At 73.4% G+C, this 26,415-nt stretch carries 22 protein-coding genes; 17 read left to right on the top strand and 5 right to left on the bottom strand.

Features of this window, described 5'->3' with window-relative positions; translation table 11 throughout:
* The first annotated feature begins 25 nt into the window (after positions 1 to 25).
* Both DV701_RS00725 and rlmN read left to right on the top strand, forming a co-directional pair.
* Positions 26 to 907 (top strand): phosphatidate cytidylyltransferase, encoded by an 882-nt coding sequence (locus tag DV701_RS00725; protein WP_114926668.1) that lies wholly within the window; start codon positions 26 to 28, stop codon positions 905 to 907.
* Positions 908 to 950: 43 nt separating this feature from the next.
* Positions 951 to 2,174: a 23S rRNA (adenine(2503)-C(2))-methyltransferase RlmN gene (rlmN, locus tag DV701_RS00730; protein WP_114926669.1), complete on the top strand. Its 1,224-nt coding sequence runs from the start codon at positions 951 to 953 to the stop codon at positions 2,172 to 2,174.
* Positions 2,175 to 2,189: 15 nt separating this feature from the next.
* Here the strand turns inward: rlmN and DV701_RS00735 are convergent, their stop codons facing one another.
* Together DV701_RS00735 and DV701_RS00740 are read right to left on the bottom strand one after the other, a co-directional pair.
* The gene (locus DV701_RS00735) at positions 2,190 to 2,744 is read right to left on the bottom strand and encodes a mycothiol transferase (RefSeq protein WP_114926670.1); all 555 of its coding nucleotides are present in this window, start codon (positions 2,742 to 2,744) and stop codon (positions 2,190 to 2,192) included.
* A gap of 133 nt (positions 2,745 to 2,877) precedes the next feature.
* Positions 2,878 to 4,089: an LOG family protein gene (locus tag DV701_RS00740; RefSeq protein WP_114926671.1), complete on the bottom strand. Its 1,212-nt coding sequence runs from the start codon at positions 4,087 to 4,089 to the stop codon at positions 2,878 to 2,880.
* 125 nt (positions 4,090 to 4,214) lie between these two features.
* Between DV701_RS00740 and DV701_RS00745 the strand changes: the two genes are divergently transcribed.
* From DV701_RS00745 to DV701_RS00780, 9 genes are all read left to right on the top strand, one after another.
* Complete coding sequence (locus DV701_RS00745; protein WP_114926672.1) at positions 4,215 to 6,125, top strand: propionyl-CoA synthetase; 1,911 nt, start codon at positions 4,215 to 4,217, stop codon at positions 6,123 to 6,125.
* Between the two features lie 126 nt (positions 6,126 to 6,251).
* A complete protein-coding gene (locus tag DV701_RS00750) occupies positions 6,252 to 6,575 on the top strand; it encodes a hypothetical protein (protein WP_114926673.1) in 324 nt (107 codons plus the stop codon).
* The gene (locus DV701_RS00755) at positions 6,572 to 7,720 is read left to right on the top strand and encodes a hypothetical protein (RefSeq protein ID WP_114926674.1); all 1,149 of its coding nucleotides are present in this window, start codon (positions 6,572 to 6,574) and stop codon (positions 7,718 to 7,720) included. Before DV701_RS00750 ends, DV701_RS00755 begins: the two co-directional genes overlap by 4 nt.
* The gene (locus tag DV701_RS18585) at positions 7,717 to 8,541 is read left to right on the top strand and encodes a hypothetical protein (protein ID WP_228255136.1); all 825 of its coding nucleotides are present in this window, start codon (positions 7,717 to 7,719) and stop codon (positions 8,539 to 8,541) included. The genes DV701_RS00755 and DV701_RS18585 overlap by 4 nt, the downstream gene beginning before the upstream one ends.
* Complete coding sequence (dxr, locus tag DV701_RS00760) at positions 8,538 to 9,770, top strand: 1-deoxy-D-xylulose-5-phosphate reductoisomerase (RefSeq protein WP_228255137.1); 1,233 nt, start codon at positions 8,538 to 8,540, stop codon at positions 9,768 to 9,770. Before DV701_RS18585 ends, dxr begins: the two co-directional genes overlap by 4 nt.
* Positions 9,770 to 11,089, top strand: a complete 1,320-nt coding sequence (locus tag DV701_RS00765) for a M50 family metallopeptidase (RefSeq protein WP_202863680.1) — start codon at positions 9,770 to 9,772, stop codon at positions 11,087 to 11,089. The genes dxr and DV701_RS00765 overlap by 1 nt, the downstream gene beginning before the upstream one ends.
* A 30-nt stretch (positions 11,090 to 11,119) precedes the next feature.
* Positions 11,120 to 12,289, top strand: a complete 1,170-nt coding sequence (gene ispG, locus DV701_RS00770; protein WP_114926677.1) for a flavodoxin-dependent (E)-4-hydroxy-3-methylbut-2-enyl-diphosphate synthase — start codon at positions 11,120 to 11,122, stop codon at positions 12,287 to 12,289.
* Positions 12,290 to 12,311: 22 nt separating this feature from the next.
* On the top strand, positions 12,312 to 13,163 hold the full coding sequence (locus DV701_RS00775) for a GNAT family N-acetyltransferase (protein WP_114926678.1): 852 nt from the start codon (positions 12,312 to 12,314) through the stop codon (positions 13,161 to 13,163).
* A gap of 81 nt (positions 13,164 to 13,244) precedes the next feature.
* Positions 13,245 to 13,961 carry a nucleoside/nucleotide kinase family protein gene (locus tag DV701_RS00780; RefSeq protein WP_114926679.1) on the top strand — a complete coding sequence of 239 codons (717 nt, stop codon included), beginning with the start codon at positions 13,245 to 13,247 and terminating at the stop codon, positions 13,959 to 13,961.
* Between the two features lie 9 nt (positions 13,962 to 13,970).
* Here DV701_RS00780 and glpK read toward each other — a convergent pair whose 3' ends face one another.
* Positions 13,971 to 15,470 carry a glycerol kinase GlpK gene (gene glpK, locus DV701_RS00785; protein WP_229574898.1) on the bottom strand — a complete coding sequence of 500 codons (1,500 nt, stop codon included), beginning with the start codon at positions 15,468 to 15,470 and terminating at the stop codon, positions 13,971 to 13,973.
* A 68-nt stretch (positions 15,471 to 15,538) separates the two neighbouring features.
* The gene (locus tag DV701_RS00790) at positions 15,539 to 17,278 is read right to left on the bottom strand and encodes a glycerol-3-phosphate dehydrogenase/oxidase (protein ID WP_114926681.1); all 1,740 of its coding nucleotides are present in this window, start codon (positions 17,276 to 17,278) and stop codon (positions 15,539 to 15,541) included.
* Positions 17,279 to 17,605: 327 nt separating this feature from the next.
* Between DV701_RS00790 and DV701_RS00795 the strand changes: the two genes are divergently transcribed.
* On the top strand, positions 17,606 to 18,238 hold the full coding sequence (locus tag DV701_RS00795; protein ID WP_324616607.1) for a GNAT family N-acetyltransferase: 633 nt from the start codon (positions 17,606 to 17,608) through the stop codon (positions 18,236 to 18,238).
* 36 nt (positions 18,239 to 18,274) lie between these two features.
* Here the strand turns inward: DV701_RS00795 and DV701_RS00800 are convergent, their stop codons facing one another.
* Entirely contained in the window at positions 18,275 to 20,386 is a 2,112-nt protein-coding gene (locus DV701_RS00800) for a prolyl oligopeptidase family serine peptidase (protein WP_114926682.1), read from the bottom strand.
* A 137-nt stretch (positions 20,387 to 20,523) separates the two neighbouring features.
* Between DV701_RS00800 and DV701_RS00805 the strand changes: the two genes are divergently transcribed.
* From DV701_RS00805 to DV701_RS00825, 5 genes are read left to right on the top strand one after another with little or no spacing between them, the layout of a single operon-like run.
* Positions 20,524 to 21,780 (top strand): alpha-hydroxy acid oxidase, encoded by a 1,257-nt coding sequence (locus tag DV701_RS00805; protein ID WP_228255138.1) that lies wholly within the window; start codon positions 20,524 to 20,526, stop codon positions 21,778 to 21,780.
* A 49-nt stretch (positions 21,781 to 21,829) separates the two neighbouring features.
* On the top strand, positions 21,830 to 23,005 hold the full coding sequence (locus tag DV701_RS00810; RefSeq protein ID WP_114926683.1) for an ABC transporter substrate-binding protein: 1,176 nt from the start codon (positions 21,830 to 21,832) through the stop codon (positions 23,003 to 23,005).
* 7 nt (positions 23,006 to 23,012) lie between these two features.
* A complete protein-coding gene (locus DV701_RS00815) occupies positions 23,013 to 23,888 on the top strand; it encodes a branched-chain amino acid ABC transporter permease (protein WP_114926684.1) in 876 nt (291 codons plus the stop codon).
* Entirely contained in the window at positions 23,888 to 25,582 is a 1,695-nt protein-coding gene (locus DV701_RS00820) for a branched-chain amino acid ABC transporter ATP-binding protein/permease (protein WP_228255139.1), read from the top strand. The genes DV701_RS00815 and DV701_RS00820 overlap by 1 nt, the downstream gene beginning before the upstream one ends.
* Positions 25,579 to 26,334, top strand: a complete 756-nt coding sequence (locus DV701_RS00825) for an ABC transporter ATP-binding protein (protein ID WP_114926686.1) — start codon at positions 25,579 to 25,581, stop codon at positions 26,332 to 26,334. The genes DV701_RS00820 and DV701_RS00825 overlap by 4 nt, the downstream gene beginning before the upstream one ends.
* Positions 26,335 to 26,415 lie beyond the last annotated feature (81 nt).

The following is a 26,415-nucleotide window of genomic DNA, read 5'->3' on the forward strand; positions in this document are numbered from 1 at the left end:
ACCTCGCACACTCGACGCCGCACACATGCACGACACGACGGGAGAGCCGCCCCGGACCCGGCGCGAGCACCGGGCGCGCCGGGCCTCGGCGCCCGCGCCGAGGACACCCGGCCGGGCGGGGCGCAACCTGCCGGCAGCCATCGTCGTCGGCCTGCTGCTCATCGGGCTGGTCATCGCAAGCCTGCTCCTCTACCCGCCGCTGTTCGTGCTGCTGGTGACCGCGGTGGCCGCCATCGGGATCTGGGAGCTGGACCAGGCGCTGCGCGTCTCCCGGGTCCGTCCGCCGCTCGCGCCGATGCTGCTGGGCGCGGCGCTGGTCCCGCTGGCCTACCTGGGCGGGACACGCGGTCTGGCGGTGGGATTCGTCGCGGCCGCCGCCCTCGTCCTGCTGTGGCGCTCGGTCGGGGCCGCCAAGGGCGCGCTGCGCGACGTCGGCGGGGGAGTCTTCGTCATCGCCTACGTGCCGCTGCTCGCCGCGATCACCCCGCTCATGCTGGTGGAGGACCAGGGGGCTCTGCGCGTGCTCACCTACGTCCTTGTCACCGTCGCCAGCGACACCGGGGGGTATGCCGTGGGCGTCAACCTCGGGCGCACCCCGATGGCCCCGTCGCTGTCGCCGAAGAAGTCCTGGGAGGGTTTCGCCGGCTCGGTGGGCGCCAGCGCGGTGATCGGGCTGCTCGCGGTGGTCTTCCTGCTCGGCGGCCCCTGGTGGGCCGGGCTGCTGCTCGGGGCGGTCGCCGCGAGCTTCGCGACCGTCGGCGACCTTGCGGAGTCGGCGATCAAGCGGGACATCGGGATCAAGGACATGGGCAGCCTGCTGCCCGGCCACGGCGGGGTGATGGACCGTCTGGACTCGTTGCTGGTCACGGCGCCGGTCTGCTGGGCGCTCATGCATCTGTTCGTCTGAGGAGATGACGCCGGTGGCCGCGGAGGATGGGAGACTGGTGGGGATGACCACCGAGCTGCCCACCCCGACCGCCGCCCGCCCCGAGCCTGGCCGGCTGACCTTCAGCGCGCCCCGCAGGGGCAAGGCGCCCGCGCACCTGGCCGATCTCGACACCGCCGGCCGCAAGGCCTGGGCCAAGGAGCTCGGGGTGCCCGGCTTCCGCGCCGACCAGGTGTCGCGCCACTACTTCGAGCGGCTCGTGACCGACCCCGAGCAGATGACCGACCTGCCGCGCGAGGGCCGCGAGGAGCTGGTCTCCACCCTCCTGCCGGCGCTGCTGACGCCGATCCGCACGCTCTCGGCGGACGAGGGCGCCACCCTCAAGCAGGTGCACCGGCTGCACGACGGGGCGATGGTGGAGTCGGTGCTCATGCGCTACCCGGGCCGAGTCACGATGTGCATCTCCAGCCAGGCCGGCTGCGGCATGAACTGCCCGTTCTGCGCCACCGGCCAGCAGGGCCTGACCCGCAACCTGTCGACCGCAGAGATCGTCGAGCAGGTCGTCGCCGCCGCGCGGGCCATGCGGCACGGCGAGCTGCACGCCGGCACCGCGGTCGAGCACGGGGACGACGGTGCCGGCACGCCGGGGCACCCCGAGGGCAGCACCGAGGAGAGCGTCCGGGCGGCCCTCCATGTCAGCAACGTCGTCTTCATGGGCATGGGGGAGGCCCTGGCCAACTACAAGCAGGCGATCGGGGCGATCCGCCGCCTCGTGGACCCCTCGCCCGCCGGCCTGGGCATGTCGGCCCGCGGGGTCACGATGTCGACGGTGGGCCTGGTGCCGGCGATCGACAAGCTGGCCGCGGAGGGGATCCCGGTCACGCTCGCGCTGAGCCTGCACGCCCCCGACGACGAGCTGCGCGACGAGCTGGTGCCGATCAACACCCGCTGGAAGGTCGACGAGGCCCTCGACGCCGCGCGCCGCTACTTCGACGCGACCGGACGGCGGGTCTCGATCGAGTACGCCCTCATCCGGGACATCAACGACCACGCCTGGCGGGCCGACCTGCTCGGGGAGAAGCTCAACGCCCGCGGCCGCGGCTGGGTGCACGTCAACCCCATCCCGCTCAACCCCACGCCGGGGTCGAAGTGGACCGCCTCGCGCCGGGGCGTGGAGCAGCAGTTCGTCGAGCGGCTGCGCGCGCACGGCATCCCGACCACCGTGCGGGACACCCGCGGCTCGGAGATCGACGGCGCCTGCGGGCAGCTGGCGGCCGTCACCGCCTGACGCTGACCGGCCGGGTCAGGGGATCATCGGCCAGTCGCGCGGCGGGTCCTCGCCGACCCGCCCGTCGATCGCCTCGCGCAGCAGGTCCATGTGGCCGGTGTGCCGGCCGTACTCCTCGATGAGGTCGTGCAGGTGCCGGCGCACGCCCGGCCGGGCGCCCTCGAACTCCAGGTGGCCGTCCTGGTCCAGCCCGCCGTCCTGCACGACCTGCGCCAGCCGCTGGCGCGACCTGCCGACCGCGGCGGCCCAGATCTGGTAGACGTCCTCGGCGCTCTCGTCCGGGTCGACGGTGAACTGCCAGCGGGCGACGTCGTCCTCGGGGACCATCGACCAGGTCTCGGGCCGCTGCCCGAGGATCCGCCAGGCGAAGACGTCGTCCTCGCAGACCGCCAGGTGCTTGAGCAGCCCCCCGATGCTGAGCCGTGAGCTGGGGACGGGACGCGCGCGCAGCTGCTCGGCGTCCAGGCCGTCGGCCTTCCACCGGAAGGTGGCGCGCAGCCGCTCCAGGGTTCCGGTCAGGTGCTCGACGTCGGTGCCGGCGAGCGGGGGCTCCCAGGCTGGGTCGGTCATGGTGTCGCCTCCGTGGTCAGGGGTGTGCCGTGCTCCCGACGCTAGTCCCGGGCACCGACGGAGGTCATCACCCGGGGAGCCTGTCGCGGACGGGTCCGGTCCGCAGCCTCGGGGCGCGGTCACCGCTCCACGCTCAGCCCCCGGCGACCACCGCGGCGGCCTCGTCGACGGTGTCCACCAGGAAGAGGGCCTTGCGCATCCGCCGGTCCTCGCCGAGGGCCTGCAGCAGCCCCCAGACGGGCAGCTCCTCGGTCCAGTGCCGACGGCCGACGAGCACGACCGGCGTCAGCGGCCGGTCGGTCGCGTCGACCTCGTAGTAGAGGCGCGTGGCCATCTGGAAGATCTCCTGCACGGTGCCGGCCGCGCCGGGCAGCACGACGAGCCCGTCGCGGGAGTGCGCGAGCAGCAGGTCCTCGCGCAGCGCGTTGGAGAAGAACTTGGCGACCAGCTGGGCGAAGGCGTTCGGCGGCTCGTGGCCGTAGTACCAGGTCGGGATCCCCAGGCTGCGCAGCCGGCCCGGCCACTCGCCGGGCGCGTCCCGGCGCAGCGCGAGCGCGGACTCGGCCCACGCGCCGATGTTCGGCGCGAAGTCCGGCACCCTCGCCAGGTCCTCGAGGGCGTCCGCCAGCACGACCTCGTCCGGCGCCCACGCGCCGAGGTTGGCAGCCTCCATCGCGCCCGGTCCGCCACCGGTGAGGACGACCGCCCCGGTGCCGGCGACCCGGTGGCCGAGCAGCGCAGCCGCCGCGAACCCCTCGGACCCGCGGCGCAGGGCGTGGCCGCCCATCACCCCGACGACCCTGCGGCCCTCGACCCGGGAGCTGAGGGCGTCGGACATGGCGTCGTCGTGGATCGCGCGCAGCACCGTGACGTAGGCGTCGTGGCGCACCTCGGCGTCCGCGAACCAGCGGTAGGCCCGGGCGTCCACGGTCGAGGCGTAGCCCTCCTCCTCCAGCCCGGCGTAGAGCTCCTGGGGGGTGTAGAGCCGCGCCCGGTAGGGATCCACCGGGGCGTGCGGGAGGGCAGGGAAGATGATCGCCCCGTGCTCGCGCAGGTGCTCCTGGACCTCCTCGTCGAGCACGCCGCCCAGGACGACGAGGTCGCTGAGGTCGTCGCGGGCGAGCAGCAGGTCGCGGTCGGCCGAGAGGTCCAGCCCCTGCAGCCGCAGCGCGTGCAGCGGTTCGGGCGCGCGCAGCAGCCGCGCCCAGGTCGTCCGGTCCTCGACCTCGCGCGGCGGGCCGCTGGCGAGGGTCTGCGCCCGGGGGTAGCGGACCTCCGGCAGCGAGCGTCCCCCGACCGGCGCAGCGGAGACGCGGGCGCTGACGGGTCGCTGGCTGTGCTCCATACCCCCGAACCCTATGCAGCCGCCCGACGTGCCGTCCCCGCCGCCCGTCGACGGAGGCGGTCCGCCGGTCGACGCGGAGCGCGCTCCGCCGGACGCGGCCCGGCCCCACGGTGTTGACTGGGCCCATGAGCGACGACGCGAGACAGGGCTACCGCGACACGGTCGCGGCGAGCGTGACCGATCCGGCCGGCTTCTGGGGGGAGGCCGCCGGCCTCGTGGACTGGGTCAGGGCGCCGCGCCAGGTGCTCGACGACAGCCGCCCGCCCTTCTACCGCTGGTATCCCGACGGGAGGCTCAACGTCTGCTTCAACGCCCTGGACCGCCACGTCGTGCACGGCCGGGCCGACCAGGCCGCGCTCGTCTACGACAGCCCGGTCACCGGGACCGGGCGCACCTACACCTACGCCGAGCTGCTGGACCTCGTGGCGCGCTTTGCCGGCGTGCTGCGCGACCTGGGCGTGGGCAAGGGCGACCGGGTCGTGATCTACCTGCCGATGATCCCCGAGGCCGTCGTCGCGATGCTGGCGTGCGCGCGGATCGGCGCGGTCCACTCGGTGGTCTTCGGCGGCTTCGCGCCCGCCGAGCTCGCCGCCCGCATCGAGGATGCCCGGCCCAAGGTCGTCGTCTCCGCCTCGTGCGGCGTCGAGCCCTCGCGCGTGGTCGCCTACAAGCCGATGCTGGACGAGGCGGTGCGTCGCTCGGAGCACAAGCCGGACCACTGCGTCATCGTCCAGCGCGAGCAGCTCCAGGCCGAGATGGGCGAGCGCGACCTGGACTGGGCGCAGCTGATGCACCCCGACGCGGTCGCCCCCGCCGCCTGCGTGCCGGTCGGGGCGACCGACCCGCTCTACGTGCTCTACACCTCCGGCACCACCGGCAGGCCCAAGGGGATCGTCCGCGACAGCGGGGGGTATGCCGTCGCGCTGAGCTGGTCGATGACCAACCTGTTCGGCGTGCAGCCGGGGGAGACGTGGTTCTGCGCCTCGGACGTGGGCTGGGTGGTGGGGCACTCCTACATCGTCTACGCGCCGCTGCTCGCCGGCGCCACGACGGTCCTCTTCGAGGGCAAGCCGGTCGGGACGCCGGACGCCGGCACCTACTGGCGGATCGTGGAGGAGCACGACGTCGTCGCGATGTTCTCCGCACCGACCGCGATCCGCGCCGTCAAGAAGCAGGACCCCAGGGGCGAGCTGATCGAGGCGCACGACCTCTCCTCGCTGCGCACGCTCTTCCTGGCCGGGGAGCGGCTCGACCCGGACACCTGGCAGTGGGCCACCGACCGGCTCGGGATCCCGGTCGTGGACAACTGGTGGCAGACCGAGACCGGCTGGCCGATCGCGACCAACCCGGTCGGGATCACGCTGTTCGACCTCAAGCCGGGCAGCCCGACGCTGCCGACGGTCGGCTACGACGTGCAGGTGCTCGACGAGCGCGGCGAGCAGGTGCCGGCCGGGACCGAGGGTGCGATCTGCATCCGGCTGCCCCTGCCGCCCGGCACCCTGCCGACCCTGTGGGAGGACGACGAGCGCTACGTCTCCTCCTACCTGTCCGCCTACGACGGCTACTACCTGACCGGTGACGGAGGCTACGTCGACGAGGACGGCTACCTCTACGTCATGGGTCGCACCGACGACGTCCTCAACGTCGCCGGGCACCGGCTCTCGACCGGGTCGCTGGAGGAGGCGCTCGCCGGCCACCCGGCGGTGGCCGAGTGCGCGGTCATCGGCGTGCGGGACGCGCTCAAGGGCCAGGTGCCGCGCGCGCTCGTCGTGCTCAAGGCCGACGTGGACCTGGACGCCGGAGCGATCGCCGCCCTGGAGGCCGAGCTCGTGCAGCGGGTCCGCGACGAGGTGGGCGCCGTCGCCGCGCTGCGCCGGGTCGACGTGGTCGAGGCGCTGCCCAAGACGCGGTCGGGCAAGATCCTGCGCAGGACGATGCGCCAGATCGCCGACGGCCAGGAGGCGCAGGTGCCCTCCACGATCGAGGACCGGGGGGTGCTGGACGCGCTGGAGCCGGTGCTGCGCGGCGAGGAGTAGCCGCCGGGCGCGCTCGGCGGTGGCGTGCCTTCCTGTGGATAACTCGGCGGCCGGCACCGGCGTTCTTCCTATCCTGCTGCTCAGGCCCGGACCAGAGGGGACCGGCGCGGGAGGGAGGCGGAAGCGATGGGGCGTGCGGTGCAGGTGGACCCGGTCCTGCTGGGCGCCGGTGCGCGGCGGCTCGCCAGGGCGGCGAGCACGCTGGACACGCTGTCCTGCCGGCTGGCGGTGCTGGGCGGCTGCGCCGGGCAGGCCGCCGGTGCTCCGGCGGTGGCCGGTGCGCTCGAGGGCACCGGTCGTGATCTGGCCCGGGGGCTGGCGGCGGGCGCCGAGGCAGTAGCCCGGCTCGCGGCGTCCACCGGTGCGGCCGGGCAGGGCTACAGCGCGACCGAGGAGGCGCTGACCGGTTGCTGGGGTGCGCCCGAGGGTGAGGGGCGGGTCCTGCGATGAGCTCGGTCCTCGCCTGCGACCCCGAGGAGCTGGAGGCCACGGCGCGCACGCTGCGTCAGCTCGCCGCCGAGCTCGACACGGTCGCCGCCGAGGTCGCCTCGGCGACCGTGCAGGACTGGAGCGGACTGGCAGCGATCGAGCAGGGCGCCCGCCGCGGCGAGGCGGGCGACCTCCTCCGGTCCTTCACCCCGCAGGTCGAGGACGTGGCGGCAGCCATCTCGCGGGTGGCGGTGGCAGCCCGCGAGGAGGGGGCGCTGGTGAGGCACCACGCGCGGCTCGGTGAGGACGCCGCGCTGGAGCGGGCCAGGCTGCTGGCCCTCGGTGCCCCGACGGACCCGGTGGCGGCGGTGCGGTGGGAAGCGCGGCTGGAGGAGCTCGGCTCGTCGCAGCGGTGGCACGAGAGCCTCGTCGCCCAGGCCCAGGAGCGCTTCGACCAGGTCCAGCAGGCGGTCGCGGTCGTGCTGGACAGGATCCGGGCGGCGACGCCCGAGCACCTGCGCGACCTGGCGCTGCTGGTGGCGACGACGGACCAGGCCGTCAACCTGGCCAAGGACGGCAGGGCACTCACCGCGTCGGCGACGACGGGGTACCGGTTGCGCAGGGTCCGCGGGCGGTCCGCCGAGCGGACCCTGCACCAGATGCAGCAGCGCATCGAGCGCAACGTGGCACGGCTCAGGCTCAGTCCTCCGGGATGGGTGTCGAAGATCCCCGGCGTGGGCACCGCGCTGGGGGCCGTCGGCAAGGCGGTCCCGGTCCTGGTGGTGCTCGACGCGGGGAAGGGGGTCCTCGACGGCGGGGGATACCGCGGCTGGCGGGGCGGCGTCACCCGCGTCCTGGCCGTCGGCGCCGTGGTCGGGACGGGCGTGGCCGTGCTCGTCGCCGCCCCGGCGGCCGCCGCGGTCGGCCTCGGTGCGGCTGCCACCTATCAGGCCTGGACGATCGGCAACGCGGTCTACGACAACAGGAGGGAGATCGGGCAGGCCCTGGCGCGGACCTGGAGGCGGGGGAGCCGAGGAGTCTCGCAGTTCCGGCGGAGGGCGGCCGACCGGCTCGCCACGCTGCGGGGCGAGGACAGGAGTTGGGCCGGCGGGCCCCGGCCGCAGCCCGCCGCTCCCGGCAGGGTCCCCGTCGGGGTGTCGGCGTGAGCAGCACGACGGTCGACCCGGCGCACTGGTCGGCCCTGAGCGTCGTGCTGACCGACACCGAGCTCGACGTCCTGGAGCGAGCCATCGAGCGCGAGGAAGGAACAGCCGCGGAGGACCCGGACGAGCTCGACGGGCCCGCCCTGGAGGAGGCCGTGCGCTCCCTCACCCTGCGCGGCGTCCTGGGCCCGGACGGCTGTCTCGGCGACGACCTGCTCGGGGTCTGGCTCGACGCCGTGCTGTCCACCCGGCTCGCCGCCGGGCTGGTCCTGCGCGTCCACCGGACGGTGGCGGGGCCGGTCGGGGACGGCCTGGGCGCAGACCTGACGGACGACCCGCACGCCCGGCACGGCGAACGGCTGGTCCACCTCGCCGCCGGTGCGGCGTGCGTGGAGGACGCGATGCCGGGCGGGGTCCAGCTGGCACTGGCCGAGCCCGATCAGGTGGTGTCCGCGGTGGTGGCGGTCTGCGTCCCCGAGAACGCCGCCGCCGGTACGGGCCCGTCCTTCACCCACGCACCGGCGGGCCTCACCCGGCCGACCGTCGACCTGGCCGACGCCCTCGGGCGTCCGACCAGCCTGGTGCGGCTGGAGGCAGGCGTCCCGGAGCACGCGGCTGCGGCCACCGGCGGGGACCGGCCGCCGCTGCCCCCGCCGTCATGCCACCTCGTCGCGCTCGGCCCGCGCGGCTGCTGGGCGGCCGACCTGCCGCCGGACGGCACGCGGGCCGAGGTCGAGTTCCGTCCCGTCGGGCCCGGGTGGGTGGAGGACTGGGTCCGCGCCCGCGCGGCTCCCTTCGCCGGGCAGGGCACAATGGCGGGGTGAGGCAGCGCTCCGTGACCATCCTCGGGTCGACCGGGTCCATCGGGACCCAGGCGATCCAGGTCGTCCGTGCGCACCCGGACCGCTTCCGCGTGCGGGCCCTGGCCGCCGGCGGGTCGGACGTGCGGCTGCTGGCCCGGCAGGCGGTGGCCCTCGACGTCGCGCAGGTCGCGCTGGCCCGGGACGAGGCCGCCACCCGCGCCGCGCTCGAGGACGCCCTCGTCGAGGAGGCCGCGGCGGCCGGGCGCACGGCATACCGTCCCGAGGTGCTGACCGGCCCCGAGGCCGCGACGACGGTCGCGGGGAACGGGGTCGACGTGGTGCTCAACGGGATCACCGGCAGCATCGGGCTGCGGCCCACCCTGGCCGCGCTCGCGGCCGGCAGCACGCTCGCGCTGGCCAACAAGGAGTCCCTCATCGTCGGCGGACCGATCGTGCGGGCCGCCGCGGCACCCGGGCAGATCGTGCCGGTCGACTCCGAGCACAGCGCGATCGCCCAGAGCCTGCGCGGCGGCCGGCGCGGGGAGGTCCGCCGCCTCGTGCTCACCGCCAGCGGTGGTCCGTTCCGCGGCCGCAGCCGCGCCGAGCTGGAGCAGGTCACGCCGCAGGAGGCGCTGCGCCACCCCAACTTCGCGATGGGCAGGGTCATCACGACCAACTCGGCGACGCTGGTCAACAAGGGGCTGGAGGTCATCGAGGCGCACCTGCTCTTCGACGTCGACATCGACGACATCGACGTCGTCGTGCACCCCCAGCAGCAGATCCACTCGATGGTCGAGTTCCACGACGGCTCCACGATCGCGCAGCTGGGCCCGCCCCGGATGCTCGTGCCGATCGGACTGGGCCTGTCCTGGCCGGAGCGCCTCGAGGACGTCGACGAGCCGTGCGACTGGAGCCGGGCCAGCACCTGGGAGTTCCACCCGCTGGACCACGAGGCCTTCCCGGCCGTGCGGCTCGCCGAACGGGTCGGCCGTGAGGGCGGGACCTTCCCGGCCGTCTACAACGCCGCCAACGAGGAGGCCGTCGAGGCCTTCCACGACCGGCGCCTGCCCTTCACCGGCATCGTCGACGTCGTCGAGCGGGTCGTCGACGAGCATGCCTGCGGGAACCGAACCGGCGCCCCGGAGGTTGAACTCACCGTGGACCGGGTGCTCGCCGCGGACGCCTGGGCCCGCCGGGCGGCGGCCGACCGGATCGCCGCCACGCACGACCTCAAGGAGCTCTCCCGGTGATGTACCTGCTCGGTGTCCTCGTGATCGCCCTGGGCATCGCGGTCTCGATCGCGCTGCACGAGATCGGCCACCTGATCCCGGCCAAGAAGTTCGGGGTCAAGACCACCCAGTACATGGTCGGCTTCGGTCCCACCGTGTGGTCGATGCGCCGCGGCGAGACCGAGTACGGCGTCAAGGCGGTCCCGCTCGGTGGCTACGTGCGGATGATCGGGATGTTCCCGCCGCGCCCGGGTGACGGCGGGCTGCTGCGGCGCAGCTCCTCCAACCCCTTCCACCAGATGATCGAGCAGGCGCGCGAGGACTCCCTGGACGAGGTCGAGCCCGGCGACGAGGACCGCGTGTTCTACCGGCTGGCGGTCTGGAAGCGCCTGGTCATCATGTCCGGCGGGCCGCTGATGAACCTGGTCATCGCCGCGGTCCTGGTCACCCTGCTGCTCACCGTCCACGGTGTCGGCGCGCTGACCCCCACCGTCTCGCACGTGGCCGCCTGCGCCAACGCGGACGTCGCGAACGACGACTGCGCCGGCCAGGACCCGTCCCCGGCACTCGCCGCGGGCCTGGAGGAGGGCGACACCATCATCGCCGTCGACGGGCAGCCGGTCTCCAGCTGGGCCGAGACGACCTACGCGATCCAGAGCTCCGGGGAGCGCGCCACGTTCCTGGTGGAGCGGGACGGGCAGCGCAAGAGCCTCACCGCCGACCTCGTGCTGCGCGAGCGCCCGCTCGTCAACGCCGACGGCACGCCGCGCCTGGACGCGGACGGCCAGCAGGTATGGGGTGAGGCCGGCTTCCTCGGCGCCTCACCGACGTTCGTCTACCAGCCGCAGCCGATCAGCGCGGTGCCCGGCTTCGTGGGGGACATGTTCACCCAGACCGCGCGCGTCGTGTTCACCCTGCCGCAGCGGATGGTCGACGTCGCGCAGGCCGCCTTCGGCAGCGAGGAGCGGGACGCGAACGGTCCGATGTCGGTGGTGGGCGTAGGTCGCGTGGCCGGCGACGTCGCGGAGGGGGGTCTCGGCGTCGTGACGAACTCCCTCGCGGACCGGATGTGGATCCTGCTCTCTCTGGTCGCCTCGCTGAACATGGCGCTGTTCGTCTTCAACCTGGTGCCGCTGCTGCCGCTGGACGGCGGACACATCGCCGGGGCGCTGTGGGAGGGGCTGAAGAAGGGCTGGGCCCGCCTGCGCGGGCTCCCCACGCCCGGACCGGTGGACACCGCCGCCGCGCTGCCGCTGGCCTACGCGGTGGCGATCGGGCTGCTCGGCATGACGGCCCTGCTGGTCTACGCCGACATCGTCGACCCGATCCGCCTCGGCTGATCCCCAGCCTCGCCTGAGAGAATGCCGTCCATGACCCCTGGCAACCCCGTCGCGCTCGGCCTGCCGACCCCGCCTCCGCCCGTGCTCGCCCCGCGCCGCAAGAGCCGCAAGATCCGCGTCGGCAAGGTCGAGGTCGGCGGCGACGCACCGATCTCGGTGCAGTCCATGACCACGACGCCGACGACCGACATCAACGCCACCCTGCAGCAGATCGCCGAGCTCACCGCTGCCGGCTGCGACATCGTGCGGGTCGCCTGCCCGAGCCAGGACGACGCCGAGGCGCTGCCGGCCATCGCGCGCAAGTCCCAGATCCCGGTGATCGCCGACATCCACTTCCAGCCGCGCTACGTCTTCGCCGCGATCGACGCCGGCTGCGCGGCGGTCCGCGTCAACCCCGGCAACATCCGCAGGTTCGACGACCAGGTCAAGCAGATCGCCGCGGCCGCCAAGGACGCCGGGGTGTCGCTGCGGATCGGCGTCAACGCGGGCTCCCTCGACAAGCGGCTGCTGGAGAAGTACGGCAGGCCGACCGCCGAGGCGCTGGTGGAGTCCGCGGTGTGGGAGGCCGGCCTGTTCGAGGAGCACGACTTCCACGACTTCAAGATCTCGGTCAAGCACAACGACCCTGTCGTCATGGTCCGCGCCTACGAGCTGCTCGCCGAGCGCGGGGACTGGCCGCTGCACCTGGGCGTCACCGAGGCCGGTCCCGCGTTCCAGGGCACGATCAAGTCCTCGGTGGCCTTCGGCGCGCTGCTCTCCGAGGGCATCGGCGACACCATCCGGGTCTCCCTGTCCGCGCCGCCGGTGGAGGAGGTCAAGGTGGGCAACCAGATCCTGCAGAGCCTCAACCTGCGACCCCGCAAGCTGGAGATCGTCTCCTGCCCGTCCTGCGGGCGTGCGCAGGTCGACGTCTACACCCTGGCCGACCAGGTGACCGCCGGGCTGGAGGGACTGGAGGTGCCGCTGCGCGTCGCGGTCATGGGGTGCGTGGTCAACGGGCCCGGAGAGGCCCGCGAGGCGGACCTGGGCGTGGCCTCCGGCAACGGGAAGGGCCAGATCTTCGTCAAGGGCGAGGTCATCAAGACCGTGCCCGAGTCGCAGATCGTGGAGACCCTGATCGAGGAGGCCATGCGGATCGCCGAGGAGATGGAGGCCGCCGGGCAGGCAGGACAGGGTGCGCCTGACGTCAGCGTGGGGTGAGCGCACCCGGTAACGTCTGACCATGGCAGCGGAACCGGTCAGCCCCGAGACGGTGCGCAGCGCCACCTGGGACGAGGCGTGCGCCGCCTACTACCTGCTGGACCGCCCCGATCTGTCGGTCGTGCAGGAGCTGCTGCCGCCGGGGACGTCCACGCGCACGCACGCCCACGACCGCTCGCGGCAGTTCTTTCACGTGCTGCGCGGCGAGGCCACGATGACCGTGGGGCCGCGCACCCACACGCTGCCGGCCGGATCGGGCATCGAGGTGGGCCCCCGTGTGCGTCATCGCGTGCGCAACAACGGCGAGGAGGACCTCGAGGTGCTCGTGATCTCCTCACCGCGGGTCTCGGGCAATCCCCACGCCCGTCGCGCCCGGTCCCAGCAGCGGGACCGCAGCAAGCTGGTCGTCGGTTCCTACGTGCGCAGGACGCGCCCCCGCGACCTGGAGGCGGTGGCCGAGGTCGAGGATGCCAACGACACCCGTCAGTGGGTCGGTGAGGGGGGCATCGACTGGCACAAGCAGGTCCTGCAGGACGCCGACATGGAGCACTGGGTGCTCGTCGACCATCTCGACCGCGTCTGCGCCTTCGGCATCCTGGCCGGGCTGAGCGAGCCGGGCGCGGTCGAGCTGCGGCGGATGATCGTCGCCCCGGAGGGACGCCGCCAGGGCCTGGGGCGCCTGCTGCTGCGCCACCTGCTCGAACAGGCCCTGGCCCGCCCGCAGGTGACGCGCGTGTGGCTCGACGTCGGTGCCGACAACGTGCGGGCCCGCAACCTCTACCGCAGCTTCGGTTTCGTGCACAAGGAGGCGCCCCCCGGTGCGATCCTGCTGGAGAACGGCATGTACATGGAGTGGTCGGCCGAGCGTCACTGAGCGGGGTCGCGGTCACGCGAGATCGTCCACGCCTGCCCGCGCTACGACGCGGGACGCGCCCGTGCTGCCTAGGCTTGGGGGATGACGGCGCCCGGATTCCTCCCGACCCGCCAGCTCGTCCTGGTGGACCTGCTGGGGCTCATGCTCGCCACGCGCCCGGGGGAGCGCGCGGTCGTCGCCGTGGACGGCCCCGCCGGCGTGGGCAAGACACGCCTGGTGGGCGAGCTGGTCGCGATCGCCCCGCACGTGGCCGGCCGCGAGGTGCTCAGCGTCTCCGTCGACGGCTTCCACCACCCCCGGGCCAGGCGCGACGCCGACGGGAGGACCGCGCAGACCCACTACAGGGACGCCTTCGACTACGACGCGCTGCGCCGGCGGGTCCTGCGGCCCTTCCGGGCCGGCCGGGAGATCGTGACCGCCGTGCACGACGTCGCCACCGACCACGCGGTGCAGCCCGACCCGATCGAGCCGGGCGAGGACGCGCTGCTGATCGTGGAGGGCGTGTTCCTGCGCCGGCCCGAGCTGCGGGGAGAGTGGGACGCGACCTGTCTGGTCACCGCGTCGTCCGCGGGGACGCCTCCCTGCGGCGACGCCGGGCTGCTCAGCAGCGCCGCCGGCGACGAGGGTCCCCACCACCTCTCCGACGAGCGCTCCGCCGGCGCCCAGCGTCTCTACCAGCAGCAGGCGCGGCTGTGGCAGCCCACGTGGATCGTCGACAACAGCGACCTGCAGCGGCCCGAGCTGATCGTCCCCGACCCCGAGGAACCGCAGTGGTTCGACGAGGCGTCGCAGGCCTGAGCCGGCCGGTCAGTCCTTGGCCCCCCCGTCCGAGGCCTGCTCGGCGACGGCCTCCTCGACGGCCTCGGTGTCGTCGTCGACCCAGTCGAAGGTGCGGGTGACCGCCTTCTTCCACTGCCGGAAGAGCCGGGCGCGCTCGTGCTCCGGCATCTGCGGGCTCCACCGCCGGCCCTCGCGCCAGTTGTCCACGACGTCCTGCTGGCTCCAGAACCCGACCGCGATGCCGGCGGCGTAGGCGGCTCCCAGGGCTGTGGTCTCGGCCACCTCGGGGCGGACCACGTCGACGCCCAGCATGTCGGCCTGGAACTGCATGAGCGTGTCGTTGGCGACCATCCCGCCGTCCACGCGCAGCTCTGCCAGCTCCACGCCGGAGTCCGCCTCCATGGCCTCGGCCACCTCTCTGGTCTGGTATGCCGTGGCCTCCAGGGCGGCCCGGGCCAGGTGCTCCTTGGTCACGTAACGGGTCAGGCCGACGATGGCGCCCCGGGCGTCGTCGCGCCAGTAGGGCGCGAAGAGCCCGGAGAAGGCGGGGACGACGTAGCAGCCGCCGTTGTCCTCCACCCGGCTCGCCAGCTCCTCGACCTGCGCGGCGTCGTCGATGATCCCGAGGTTGTCGCGCAGCCACTGCACGAGCGAGCCGGTCACCGCGATCGACCCTTCGAGGGCATACACGGGGTCCTGCTCGCCGAGCTGGTAGCAGACCGTGGTGAGCAGTCCGTGGTCGCTGGCCACGATCTCGCCGCCGGTGTTGAGCAGCAGGAAGTTGCCGGTGCCGTAGGTGTTCTTCGACATCCCCCGCTCGAAGCAGGCCTGACCGAAGGTGGCGGCCTGCTGGTCGCCGAGGACGCCGGCGATCGGGACGCCCAGCTTGCTGCTCTCCCCGTAGACCTCCGAGGAGCTGCGGATCTGCGGAAGCATCGACATGGGCACCCCGATGGCCCCGGCGACCTCCTCCGACCAGGACAACGTCCGCAGGTCCATGAGCATCGTCCGCGAGGCGTTCGTGACGTCGGTGACGTGCACGCCCCCGTCGGGGCCGCCGGTGAGGTTCCACACCAGCCACGAGTCCGTGGTGCCGAAGAGCAGGTCGCCGGCGTCCGCGCGCTCCCGCGCCCCGTCGACGTTGTCCAGGATCCATCGGATCTTCGGCCCGGAGAAGTACGTGGCCAGGGGCAGCCCGCACACCTCGCGGAAGCGGTCGGCCCCCTCGTCACCGCCGAGCTCGGCGACGAGCCGGTCGGTGCGCGTGTCCTGCCAGACGATCGCGTGGTGGACCGGCTCTCCGGTGGTCCGGTCCCACACGACGGTGGTCTCCCGCTGGTTGGTGATGCCGATCGCCGCCAGGTCGTGGCCGCCGAGGTGGGCGCGACCCAGCGCCTGGCCGATCACCTCGGTGGTGTTCCGCCAGATCTGCGCCGCGTCATGCTCCACCCACCCGGCCCTGGGGAAGATCTGCTCGTGCTCCTTCTGCGCCACCGACCGCACCGTGCCGTCGTGCGCGAAGACCATCGCCCTCGTGCTCGTCGTGCCCTGGTCGATCGCGAGCACGTGGCGCGCCCGGTCCCGTGCCTGGTCGTTCACGGCGCCTCCACCTGCTCACCGGCCAGCACCCGGTCGCGCGCCGCCACGGCGCTCTCGTCGTCCGGCTCCAGCGCTGCGGCCTCGTCGGCGAGCACCCTGCGCTCGTAGGCCCGGACCTCGGCGGCCTCACGCTCCTCGTCCCAGCCGAGCCACTGCACGGCGATCTCGGCGATCTCGGGCACGGTGGCCAACCCCTTGCGGGGCTGCTCGTAGTAGAGCCGCGTCCTGCGCATCATCACGTCCTCCAGGTGCAGGACGCCCTCGCTGATGCACGCGTAGGCCACCTCGACGCGCAGGTAGGCCGCTGCGTGCTCCAGCGGTCTGGCGAGGGAGGGGTCCTCCTCGATCAGCTCCAGCAGCTGCTCGACGAGCGAGCCGTAGCGGTGCAGCAGGTGGTCCGTCTGCTGCCCGTCCCAGCCGAAGCGCTCGCGCAGGGCCGGCATCCGCCGCCGCATCGCCGCCTCCCCGACGGCGCCGAGCAGCGGGATCTGCTCGGTGATCGAGGGCAGCTCGCCCGCCCGCCCGCCGAGGGCGAAGTCGACCGCGTCGCGCGCCATCACCCGGTATGTCGTCAGCTTCCCACCACCGACGACCGTCAGTCCGGCCACGGGGGAAGCCACGGTGTGCTCGCGGCTGATGCTCGCGCTGTCGCCGGCGGCCTTCGTCCCGGGCTGCAGGAGAGGGCGCAGCCCGGCGTACCAGCCCACGACGTCCTCGCGGGTCAGGTGGGTGGTCAGCACCTCGTTGGCGTGCTCCAGCACGTAGTCGATGTCCGTGGCCGTCGCGACCGGGTGCCCGCGGTCGAGGTGCCACGGGGTGTCGGTGGTGCCGATGATCCAGTAGCGCGACCACGGGACGAAGAAGAGGACCGAACGCTCGGTCTGCAGGAACAGCCCGCTCTCGCCCGCGATCCGGTCGCGGGGGACGACCAGGTGGATGCCCTTGGAGGCCAGCACCCGCAGCCCGCCGTCGGTCTCGGCCAGGTCGGTGACCTCCTCGGTCCACACGCCGGTGCAGGAGATGACGTGCCGGGCCCTCGCCTCGAAGGTGCGCCCGGTCTCCTCGTCCAGCAGCTTGGCACCGACCACCCGCCCGGAGTCGTCCTTGAGCAGGTCGACCGCCCGGGTGCGGCTCGCGGCGTGGGCTCCGTAGGCGTGCGCGGTGCGGACCAGCGTGGACACCAGCCGGGCGTCGTCGACCGTGGCGTCCCAGTACTTCACCGCGCCCACGGCCTGGTCGGCGCGCAGCTGCGGGAACTCCCGGAGCAGACCGGACCGCCCCCGGTGCTGGTGGATCGGCAGCGCACGCCGGCCGGGCATGAGGTTGGCGAGCAGGTCGTAGAGCGTCACCCCGGCGCCGTAGTAGGCCCGCTGCCACACCCGGTGCTCCAGCGGGATGAGGAAGGGCACCGGCTTGACCAGGTGCGGGGCGAGCGTGCGCAGCAGCAGGCCCCGCTCGGTGAGCGCCTCGTGGACCAGGCCGAAGTCCAGCATCTGCAGGTAGCGCAGCCCGCCGTGCACGAGCTTGGTCGACCACTGGGAGGTGCCCGACCCCCAGTCGCCGGCCTCGACGACCGCGGTGGTCAGCCCGCGCGTGGTCGCGTCCAGCGCGGTGCCGGCCCCCGTCACGCCCCCGCCGACGACGAGCACGTCGAGCGGGACCCCGCCCGCGCCGCTGGCCTCGAGCACGCGCAGGGCCTCGTCGCGGTCCCTGCCCGTGAGCGCTTTGGGTTGCATCCCCTCACCCCTTCCGATCCCTCCCCGGCTCCCGGGGTGCGGCCAGCCTCTCACCCCCGGGCCGGTGACGGAAGGAGGGTCCGGCCTCGACCGGGTGGCCCGGGTGCGGCAGGCTGTGCGTATGCTGCGCAGCCTCGGTGCCGTCCGCGCCCTCGGGATGAGGGACGTCGACGACGCGCTCGAGGTGTGCGCCGCGGATCCGGTGACCAACGTCTTCGTCGCCGCGCGGATCGTGGAGAGCGGGCTGTCGGGGACGCGTGGACCGCTCTTCGGCTACGACTCCGGGGGGAGCGTGCGCTGTGCTGGTGCTCGGCCAACGTCGTGCCGGTGGAGGCGAGCAGCCGGGCCCTGGGGGCGCTGGCCGCCAAGGTGGTGCGGCGGCGCACGTGGGCCAGCTCGGTCTTCGGGCCCGCCGACCAGGTGATGGACCTGTGGGGCCGTCTGGAGCGAACCTGGGGAAAGCCTCGGGAGGTCCGCCCCACCCAGCACGTCATGACGATCGAGGACCCCGTGGTGCCCGGGGTCGTCCCGGACCTGGCCGTCCGGCCGGCCCGGCCCGAGGAGCTCGAGCTCGTCGTGCCCGCCGCCACCGCGATGTTCACCGAGGAGATCGGCTACCCGCCCTACCAGGGCAGCGGGGTGGCCTACCGCCGCGGCGTGTCCGGGCTCATCGAGCGCGGTCACACGCTGGTGCGGGTCGAGGACGGCCAGGTGGTCTTCAAGGCTGACCTGGGCTCGGTGGCCCTCGGCGTGGCCCAGGTCCAGGGCGTGTGGGTGCACCCCGGCTGGCGCGGGCGGGGCATGGCCGCGCCGGCCATGGCGGCGGTCGTGGAGCACACCCGGCGGCACGTCGCCAGGACGGTGACGCTCTACGTCAACGACTTCAACGAACCGGCGGTGCGCACCTACGAGCGCGTGGGTTTTGCGCGCACGGGTACCTTCGCCACCGTCCTCCTCTGACCGCTCGCGCGCAGCGCCGCCCGGCCGCGGGGCCCGTCATCGGCTGGCCCGGTCGCCCGCCAGGCGCTCGTGCAGGAAGGTCCAGGCCAGCGCGTGCCAGGTCGCCCACTGGTCGGCGGTGCTCGCGCCGCCGTGCCCTCCCTCGGTGTTCTCCCAGTAGGTCACGTCGCGCCCGTGCTCCTCCAGGAGCGCGGCCATCTTCCGGGCGTGGCCCGGGTGCACCCGGTCGTCGCGCGTCGAGGTGGCCAGGTAGACCGGCGGCGTGGGCCGCTGCGGGTCGAAGCGGTGGTAGGGGGAGTAGGTCCGCAGCCACGCCCACTGCTCAGGGTCGTCCGGGTCGCCGTACTCCGCCATCCACGACGCGCCGGCGAGCAGCAGGTGGTAGCGCTCCATGTCCAGCAGCGGCACCTGGCACACGATCGCGCCGAAGTCCTCGGGGTAGCCGGTGAGCATGTTGCCCACGAGGAGGCCACCGTTGGAACGGCCGGTGCAGCCCAGGTGCCCCACCGAGGTCACGCCGCGCGCCACGAGGTCGCGGGCCACCGCCGCGAAGTCCTCGTAGGCACGGTGCCGCTCCGGGCCCAGCGCGGCCCGGTGCCACCGCGGACCGAACTCGCCGCCACCCCGGATGCCGGCCACGACGTGGACGAACCCGTGCGTCAGCCAGCAACGCCCGACGATCGGGTCGTACGCCGGCGTCAGCGCCTGCTCGAACCCGCCGTACCCGTGCAGCACCGTCGGCGTCGACCCGTCCAGGGGCAGCTGCGCCGGGCCGACCTGCCAGTAGGGCACGGCGGTGCCGTCGGCCGAGGTCGCCCGGTGCTGGGAGACCGCGAGCCCGGAGGCGTCGAAACGCTCCGGAGCTGTCTTCAGGGATTCGAGGACGACGTCGGCGTCGGCGTCGGCGTTCTGAGGCCCGCCCAGGCGTGCCACGGACAGCTCCATCGGCTCCAGGAACCCCGTCGTCACCACCCACAGGTCGTCGCCGTCATGGTCGTCGACGGCGCTGATGCTCACCGTGCGCATCCCCAGCCCCAGCGCGTCGGTCAGGTCGCGGCTGCCCCAGGACCCGTCGGCCGCAAGGGAGTGGACCTGCACGGTGTGCCGCACGTCGACCAGGGTGGTCGTCACCACGTGGCCGGCGGTCCAGGTGATGTCGACGAGGGAGGACCGCTCGTCGGGGACGAAGAGGGCGGTCCACTCGGCCGTGCCGGCGAGGACCTCGTCCAGGCGCGCGACGAGCAGGCTCCCAGCCTCCCAGGAGGCGGTCTCGCCCCCGGGTGCGGTGCTCGTCCAGGGCTCTCGCAGACGGACGGCCAGGAGGTCGCCGTGCGCCGAGGATTCGGCGCTCTCCGGGACCGGGACGGCGACGAGGCCCTCGTCGCTGAGGACGAGCGTCTGCTCGGCGTAGAAGGCCAGCGCCCGTCGGAGCAAGGTCCGCCCGGTGCGTTGGTCGTGGTCCACGAACAGTCCCAGATCTCCCTCGTCGAGGGTATGGAGCACCGTCGCCTCCTCCACCGGCGTGCCCCTCCGCCAGAGCCGGGCCGTGCGCGGGTAGCCCGACCGGGTCGCGCCCGTGGGGTCGGCCGCGGAGGTCAGGTAGACGTGGTCGCGGTCGCGCCACACCAGGCGGCCCTTGGCCTCCGGCTTGGCGAAACCCTCGGGCCCGGCCACCCACTCCAGGGTGGTCAGATCGAGCTCGCGGGTGGTGCCGGCGTCCGCCCCGCCGCGCGACAGGTGGACCAGGGCCCGGTCGTGGGCCGGCCGCAGCACCGAGGCCCCCTGCCAGACCCAGGGGACGTCCTCGTGACGGGCGAGCGCGTCCACGTCCACGAGCACCTCCCACTGCGGTTCCTCGGTGCGGTAGCTCTCCCACGTGGTCCGGCGCCAGACGCCGCGCGGGTGCTCCCCGTCGGTCCAGAAGCCGTAGAGGTGGTCGCCGACCTGGCCGACCAGGGGGATCCGGTCCGGCGCCTCGAGCGCCTCCCGGACGGCGGCGTGCCTGGCCTCGTGGCCGGGGACGGCGCCCAGCCGTGCCTCGGTCCGGCCGCTGCGCGCGCCGACCCAGTCCAGCACCGCGGAGGAGTCGACCTCCTCGAGCCAGCGGTGCGGATCGTCGTGCGGGTCCGGGGCGGAGGTCGCTGCCATACCGCCCACTTCATCACAGTTCGGTCACCATCCGCGCCACGCCGTCGGCGTCGGCGCCCGTGAGAGGTAGGGTGCCCTGCGTGCGCATCCGTGACAGCGCATAACCATCCAGGATTGAGCGGAGGAGGTGCGTCGTCGTGTCGCCCCTGCACCGCCGCGTCCCCACCTGGGCCGAGCTGCGCCCCCTCGTGCGGTTCGAGCCGCCGACGCTGCGCCGGACGCAGGCGGCGCTGCGCCGCGCTGCCACGGTCGAGGACCTGCGCGAGGTGGCCCGACGGCGCGCTCCGCGCTCGGTCTTCGACTACGTGGACGGCGCGGCCGAGAGCGAGCTGTCGCTGGCCCGCTCGCGGCGGGCGTTCGCCGAGGTGCAGTTCCGTCCACGGGTCATGCGTGACGTGCGCCACGTCGACTCGCGCGTCGAGCTGCTCGGTGTGACCAGCCCCGTGCCGGTCGTGCTCGCACCCACCGGTTTCACCAGGATGATGCACACCCAGGGGGAGTGGGCCGTCGCCCGCGCCGCGGCCGCCGCGGGCGTGCCCTACACGCTGTCGACGATGGGCACCGTCTCGGTCGAGGACCTCGCCGCGGACGTCCCGGACGTCCAGCGCTGGTTCCAGCTCTACCTGTGGCAGGACCGCGAGGCCTCGGCCGAGCTCGTCCGCCGCGCGTCCGCCGCGGGCTTCGGCACGCTGGTGCTCACCGTGGACACCGCGGTCGCCGGGCAGCGCCTGCGCGACGTGCGCAACGGACTGACCGTGCCGCCGGCCCTGACCGCCCGGACGTTCGGCGACATGGCGCTCCATCCGCGCTGGTGGGTCGACCTCGTCACCAGCGAGCCCATCGAGTTCGCCTCGCTGCGCACCAGCGGCGGGACCGTCGCCGAGCTGGTGGACCGGATGTTCGACCCCGGCGTCACCCACGAGGACGTGGCCTGGCTGCGAGCGCAGTGGCCGGGCCGGATCGTGGTCAAGGGCGTCCAGCACGCGCAGGACGCGGCCGACCTCATCGCCCTCGGCGTCGACGGCCTGGTCGTCTCCAACCACGGTGGCCGCCAGCTGGACCGCGCGGTCGCGCCCCTCGACCTGCTCCCCGAGGTCCGCGCCGCGGTCGGCCCGGACGTGCCGCTCCTGATCGACGGCGGGGTGCTCAACGGCGGTGACGTCGTGGCCGCCCGCGCCCGCGGCGCCGACGCGGTCATGGTCGGACGCGCCTACCTCTACGGTCTGATGGCCGGAGGCGAGGCAGGCGTGGCGCGTGCCCTGGAGATCCTCATCTCCCAGGTGCACCGCACGATGCGGCTGCTGGGCACCGCCTCGCTCGCTGACCTGACCCCCGAGCACGTGCCGCGTGCACCCCATACCCGCGACGTCCTGGACACCCACCCCCTTCCCTGAGCACACCCGCCCCTGAACCAGACCAGCCCACACCCCTTTCGGAGGAGACATGAACACCACCCTGAAGCTGCTCGCCGGCACCGGAGCCCTCGCCCTCGTCCTGACCGCCTGCGGCGGCGGCGACGGCGGCGACGGAGAGGCCGCCGGCGGCGGCGAGCTCGTCGGATCCGGCTCCGGCGACTCCTGCACGATCGAGGCCCCGGTGCCGGTCGGCGCGGTCGTCTCGCTCACCGGCGGGGCCGCGTCCTACGGCGACTCGCAGAAGAAGGGGCTGGAGCTGGCCGCGGACAAGCTCGCCGAGGGCGAGGGCATCACCTACGACCTCAAGATCGAGGACGACGCGAGCGACCCCAAGCAGGGCATCACCGTCTTCGAGAGCCTGACCAAGGACAAGAGCATCATCATCGGCCCGACCCTGTCCAACACGGCCTTCCAGTCCCAGCCGATCGCGCAGGACGCCGGCGTCCCGGTGCTGGCGATCTCCAACACCGCTTCCGGCATCACCGAGCAGGGCGACTACATCTTCCGTGACTCCCTCACCGAGGCCCAGGTCATCCCGCAGACCGTCGAGGTCGCCAAGGAGCACTTCGGCCTGGAGAAGGTCGTGGTCATGTACTCCAACGACGACGCCTTCACCGAGTCCGGCTACGACGTCTTCGTGCAGGCGCTGCAGGACCAGGGCGTGGAGGTCCTGGACACCCTGACCTTCTCCAAGGCCGACACCGACTTCCGGGCCCTGCTGACCGAGGCCAAGGGCAAGGACCCGGACGCCCTCGTGGTCTCCGGCCTGATCGAGGCGGCGATCCCGCTGGTCACCCAGGCCCGCGAGCTGGGCATCGACACGCCGATCATCGGCGGCAACGGCTTCAACAACCCCAAGCTGATGAGCGACGCCGGCGAGGCCGCCGAGGGCGTCGTCGTGGGCGCCGCCTGGAACTCCGCCTCCGAGGGCGAGCTCAACACGGCCTTCCTCGCCGACTACGCGGAGAAGTTCGACGGCCAGCCCGACCAGTTCGCGGCCCAGGCCTACACGGGTCTGATGGTCATCGACGCCGCGGTCCGCGCCAACTGCTCCGGCGAACGGGACGACATCCGTGACGGGCTGACCACCATCAAGGACCTCGACACCGTGCTGGGAACCTTCTCCATCAACGCCGACCGGGACGCCGAGCACCAGGCGGTCGTCCAGATCGTCGAGGACGGCTCCTTCACGCCGCTGAACTGAGGACCCGGTGCAACAGCTCCTCAACGGTCTCTTCCTGGGCTCCCTCTACGCGCTGTTCGCGATCGGCTTCACCCTGGTCTTCGGGATCCTCGACCGGCTCAACCTGGCGCACCCGGCCGTCTTCGCGGCGGCCGCGTTCGTCGGGATCGAGCTGGTCGCGGTCGGCGGACTGTCCATCTGGGTGGCCCTGCCGCTGGTGGCGGTGGTCGGGGCGGTCCTCGGACTGATCATCGAGCGGGTAGCCTTCCGGCCGCTCACCGGAAGACCGGACGCGCACTTCGCCGGGCTGATCTCCTCGATCGGGCTGGGCGGGATGTTCATCGCGCTCCTGCTGTTCCGCTACGGACCGGACACGCGGCGGTTCCCGGTCGAGGCCTTCCCGACCCAGACCTTCACCTTCCTCGGCGCGCGCGTGACCGTGCTGCAGGTAGCGATCCTGGCCATCTCGATCGTCCTCATGGTCGGGCTGACCTGGCTGGTGGCCCGCACCCGGCTGGGCCGGGCGATGCGCGCCGTCGCGGAGAACCCGCGGGCCGCCACGGTCCTGGGCATCAACGTCGACCGGGTCACGGCCACCACCTTCGCCCTGTCCTCGGCGCTCGGGGCGGTCGCCGGGGCCCTGTTCGCGATGAACGTCAACTCCGCCCAGCTGGGCATGGGGTCGGCGATCGAGCTGAAGGGCCTGGCCGTCATCATCGTCGGAGGGATGGGGTCGCTGCCCGGGGCCCTCGTGGGCGGGCTCGTCCTGGGGCTCGCCGAGGTGTTCGCGGTGCAGTACATCGGCTCCAGCTGGCGCGACCTGGTCGCCTTCGGGCTGCTCTTCCTGCTGCTGGTCGTCCGGCCGCAGGGGCTCTTCGGCAGCCGCCGGGTCCGGGAGGTGTGATGACCGAGTCCCTCATCGTCTTCATCGCCCTCAACGCGATCTTCGCGTTCTCCTTCTACGCCGTCCTCGTCGCCGGGCAGCTGAGCCTGGGCCAGGCCGGGTTCGGCGCGCTCGGCGGGTTCGCCGCCGCAGCGCTGGCACCTGCCCCGCGCGACGCCGGAGAGCTGCCGACCCTGCTCGTGGCGATCGTGATCGGCATGGTGGTCGGGGCGCTCGCCGCCGTCGTGCTGGGTCTGCCGACCATGCACCTGCGCGGCGTCTTCCTGGCGATCGCCACGCTCGGCTTCGCCGAGGCGGTGCGGATCCTGCTCATCAACGCCGAGTGGACCGGCGGCGCCAACGGGATGTCGGTGCCCAAGGTCGTCACGCCCGCGATGGCCTGGGTGTGCCTGGCGCTGGTCGCCTACTGGTTCTGGCGCCAGGGTCCGAGCAGCTACGGCCGCGCCCTGGCCGCGATCCGCGAGGACGAGCTGGCCGCGCGCGCGATGGGCATCGACGTCGGTCGGCACCGGCTCTCCGCCTTCGTCGCGGCCGGGGCCGTCGCCGGCCTCTACGGCGTGCTCTGGGCGTACTACGTCCGGCTGCTGGCCCCGGAGGACTTCTCCTTCAGCACCGCGATCGACGGACTGGTCATGGCCGTCGTCGGCGGCTCCACCACCTGGCTGGGGCCGCTGCTGGGTGCCGGGTTCCTCACCGCCGTTCCCGAGATCCAGCGGGCCGTCGGCGTCGAGGCCGGCTGGATCCGGCCGTTCGTCGCCAGCCTGCTCCTGCTGCTGGTCATCGTCTTCCTGCCCGGCGGCCTCGGGTCGCTCATCCCCCGCGTGCGGGTGCGGGCGCCGCAGGCCGGCACCGTGACCGACGGGACGAGCCGGCTGGTGCAGCGGCCGCACCCCGCGGACGGTGAGCAGGTGGTGCGCATCAGCGGGGGTAACAAGGACTACGGCGGTGTGCACGCCGTCCGCGACGTCGACCTGAATGTGGCATCCGGCGAGGTGGTCGGCCTGATCGGGCCCAACGGCGCCGGCAAGACCACCCTGGTCAACATGATCAGCGGCGTCGTCGCGCCGTCGTCGGGCACCTTCGAGGTGCTCGGGACCAAGCCCGGACGCACCGCGGTGCACAAGGTGGCGCAGGCCGGCGTGAGCCGGACCTTCCAGCACTCCAAGCTCTTCCCCCGGCTCTCGGCGCTAGAGAACGTCCTCGTCGGCGCGCACGTGGTGAGCCGTCCGACGTTCCTGCGGCGGCTGCTGTGGCTGCCGGGCGCGCGTCGGGACGAGCAGGAGGTCGTGGCGCACGCCGCGCGCTGCCTGGACCGGGTCGGACTGGCCGACCGGGCGGGGGAGTACGCAGGATCTCTGTCCTACGGCGACCAGCGCCGGCTCGAGATCGCCCGGGCGCTGGCGTCGGGACCCTCGCTGCTCATCCTGGACGAGCCGGCCGCCGGGATGAACCACGTCGAGGCCGACTCCCTGTCCGCGCTGATCGGCTCCCTCGCCGAGGAGGGTCTGACGATCCTGCTCATCGAGCACAACGTCGGCATGGTGATGAAGACCTGCGACCGGATCGTCGTGCTCAACTTCGGCGAGGTCATCGCCGCCGGCACACCTGCGGAGATCATCGAGGACCCTGCGGTGATCGAGGCCTACCTCGGTGACGACGCAGGACCGGAGCGAGAGACGGAGGAGGTGCGATGAGCGAGGCGACTGCCCCCACCGCGACGGGCGGAGGCACCGCGACGGCCGAGCCCGTGCTGACGGTGGAGGGCCTCGAGGTCTCCTACGGGCGCGTCCGTGCCGTGCGCGGCGTGAGCTTCACCGTCCAGCGGGGCGGCCTGGTCACCCTGGTGGGTGCCAACGGCGCCGGCAAGAGCTCGATCATCAACGCGGTGAGCGGGGTGGTGCGGCCCTCCGGCGGACGCATCCTCTTCGACGGCCAGGACGTGACGAAGACCCCGGCGCACACGCTCGTGCGACGCGGCCTGGTGCAGGTCCCCGAGGGCCGGCAGATCCTGGCCTCGATGACGATCGAGGAGAACCTCCAGCTGGGCGCGTGGCACAGCTCGGGCGCGCGCACGGACGAGGTCTACGACCGCTTCCCGGTGCTGGCCGAGCGGCGTGCTCTGCCGGCGGGCAGCCTGTCCGGTGGCGAGCAGCAGATGCTCGCCATCGGACGTGCCCTCGTGGCCGAGCCCACGCTCATGCTCCTCGACGAGCCGTCCATGGGTCTGGCGCCCAAGGTCGTCGACGACGTCTTCCGCGTGATCGAGGAGATCCGCTCCGGCGGCACCAGCGTGCTCCTGGTGGAGCAGAACGCCCGCCGCGCCCTGCGCGCGGCCGACCACGGCTACGTCCTGTCCAGCGGCGAGGTGGCCCAGTCCGGGCCGGCGGACGAGCTGCTCGCCGACGAGGGGATCGTGGCGGCCTACCTGGGCCTGGAGCGCGGCTGACGTCCTGAGCCGCCTGCTCCCGCGCGGACGTCCTCGAGGGCGTCCGCGCGGCGTCTCTTTGCGCCCCGTCTCGGGCATCGT

Source organism: Ornithinimicrobium avium (genome assembly GCF_003351765.1).
GTDB lineage: Bacteria > Actinomycetota > Actinomycetes > Actinomycetales > Dermatophilaceae > Ornithinicoccus > Ornithinicoccus avius.

What these genes read in the sequence shown, in the direction of transcription:
- DV701_RS00725 (WP_114926668.1), top strand. Translation starts at nt 26, where the DNA reads ATGCACGACACGACGGGAGAGCCGCCCCGGACCCGGCGCGAGCACCGG.
- rlmN (WP_114926669.1), top strand. Translation starts at nt 951, where the DNA reads ATGACCACCGAGCTGCCCACCCCGACCGCCGCCCGCCCCGAGCCTGGC.
- DV701_RS00735 (WP_114926670.1), bottom strand. Translation starts at nt 2,744, where the DNA reads ATGACCGACCCAGCCTGGGAGCCCCCGCTCGCCGGCACCGACGTCGAG.
- DV701_RS00740 (WP_114926671.1), bottom strand. Translation starts at nt 4,089, where the DNA reads ATGGAGCACAGCCAGCGACCCGTCAGCGCCCGCGTCTCCGCTGCGCCG.
- DV701_RS00745 (WP_114926672.1), top strand. Translation starts at nt 4,215, where the DNA reads ATGAGCGACGACGCGAGACAGGGCTACCGCGACACGGTCGCGGCGAGC.
- DV701_RS00750 (WP_114926673.1), top strand. Translation starts at nt 6,252, where the DNA reads ATGGGGCGTGCGGTGCAGGTGGACCCGGTCCTGCTGGGCGCCGGTGCG.
- DV701_RS00755 (WP_114926674.1), top strand. Translation starts at nt 6,572, where the DNA reads ATGAGCTCGGTCCTCGCCTGCGACCCCGAGGAGCTGGAGGCCACGGCG.
- DV701_RS00765 (WP_202863680.1), top strand. Translation starts at nt 9,770, where the DNA reads ATGTACCTGCTCGGTGTCCTCGTGATCGCCCTGGGCATCGCGGTCTCG.
- ispG (WP_114926677.1), top strand. Translation starts at nt 11,120, where the DNA reads ATGACCCCTGGCAACCCCGTCGCGCTCGGCCTGCCGACCCCGCCTCCG.
- DV701_RS00775 (WP_114926678.1), top strand. Translation starts at nt 12,312, where the DNA reads ATGGCAGCGGAACCGGTCAGCCCCGAGACGGTGCGCAGCGCCACCTGG.
- DV701_RS00780 (WP_114926679.1), top strand. Translation starts at nt 13,245, where the DNA reads ATGACGGCGCCCGGATTCCTCCCGACCCGCCAGCTCGTCCTGGTGGAC.
- glpK (WP_229574898.1), bottom strand. Translation starts at nt 15,470, where the DNA reads ATGGTCTTCGCGCACGACGGCACGGTGCGGTCGGTGGCGCAGAAGGAG.
- DV701_RS00790 (WP_114926681.1), bottom strand. Translation starts at nt 17,278, where the DNA reads ATGCAACCCAAAGCGCTCACGGGCAGGGACCGCGACGAGGCCCTGCGC.
- DV701_RS00800 (WP_114926682.1), bottom strand. Translation starts at nt 20,386, where the DNA reads ATGGCAGCGACCTCCGCCCCGGACCCGCACGACGATCCGCACCGCTGG.
- DV701_RS00810 (WP_114926683.1), top strand. Translation starts at nt 21,830, where the DNA reads ATGAACACCACCCTGAAGCTGCTCGCCGGCACCGGAGCCCTCGCCCTC.
- DV701_RS00820 (WP_228255139.1), top strand. Translation starts at nt 23,888, where the DNA reads ATGACCGAGTCCCTCATCGTCTTCATCGCCCTCAACGCGATCTTCGCG.
- DV701_RS00825 (WP_114926686.1), top strand. Translation starts at nt 25,579, where the DNA reads ATGAGCGAGGCGACTGCCCCCACCGCGACGGGCGGAGGCACCGCGACG.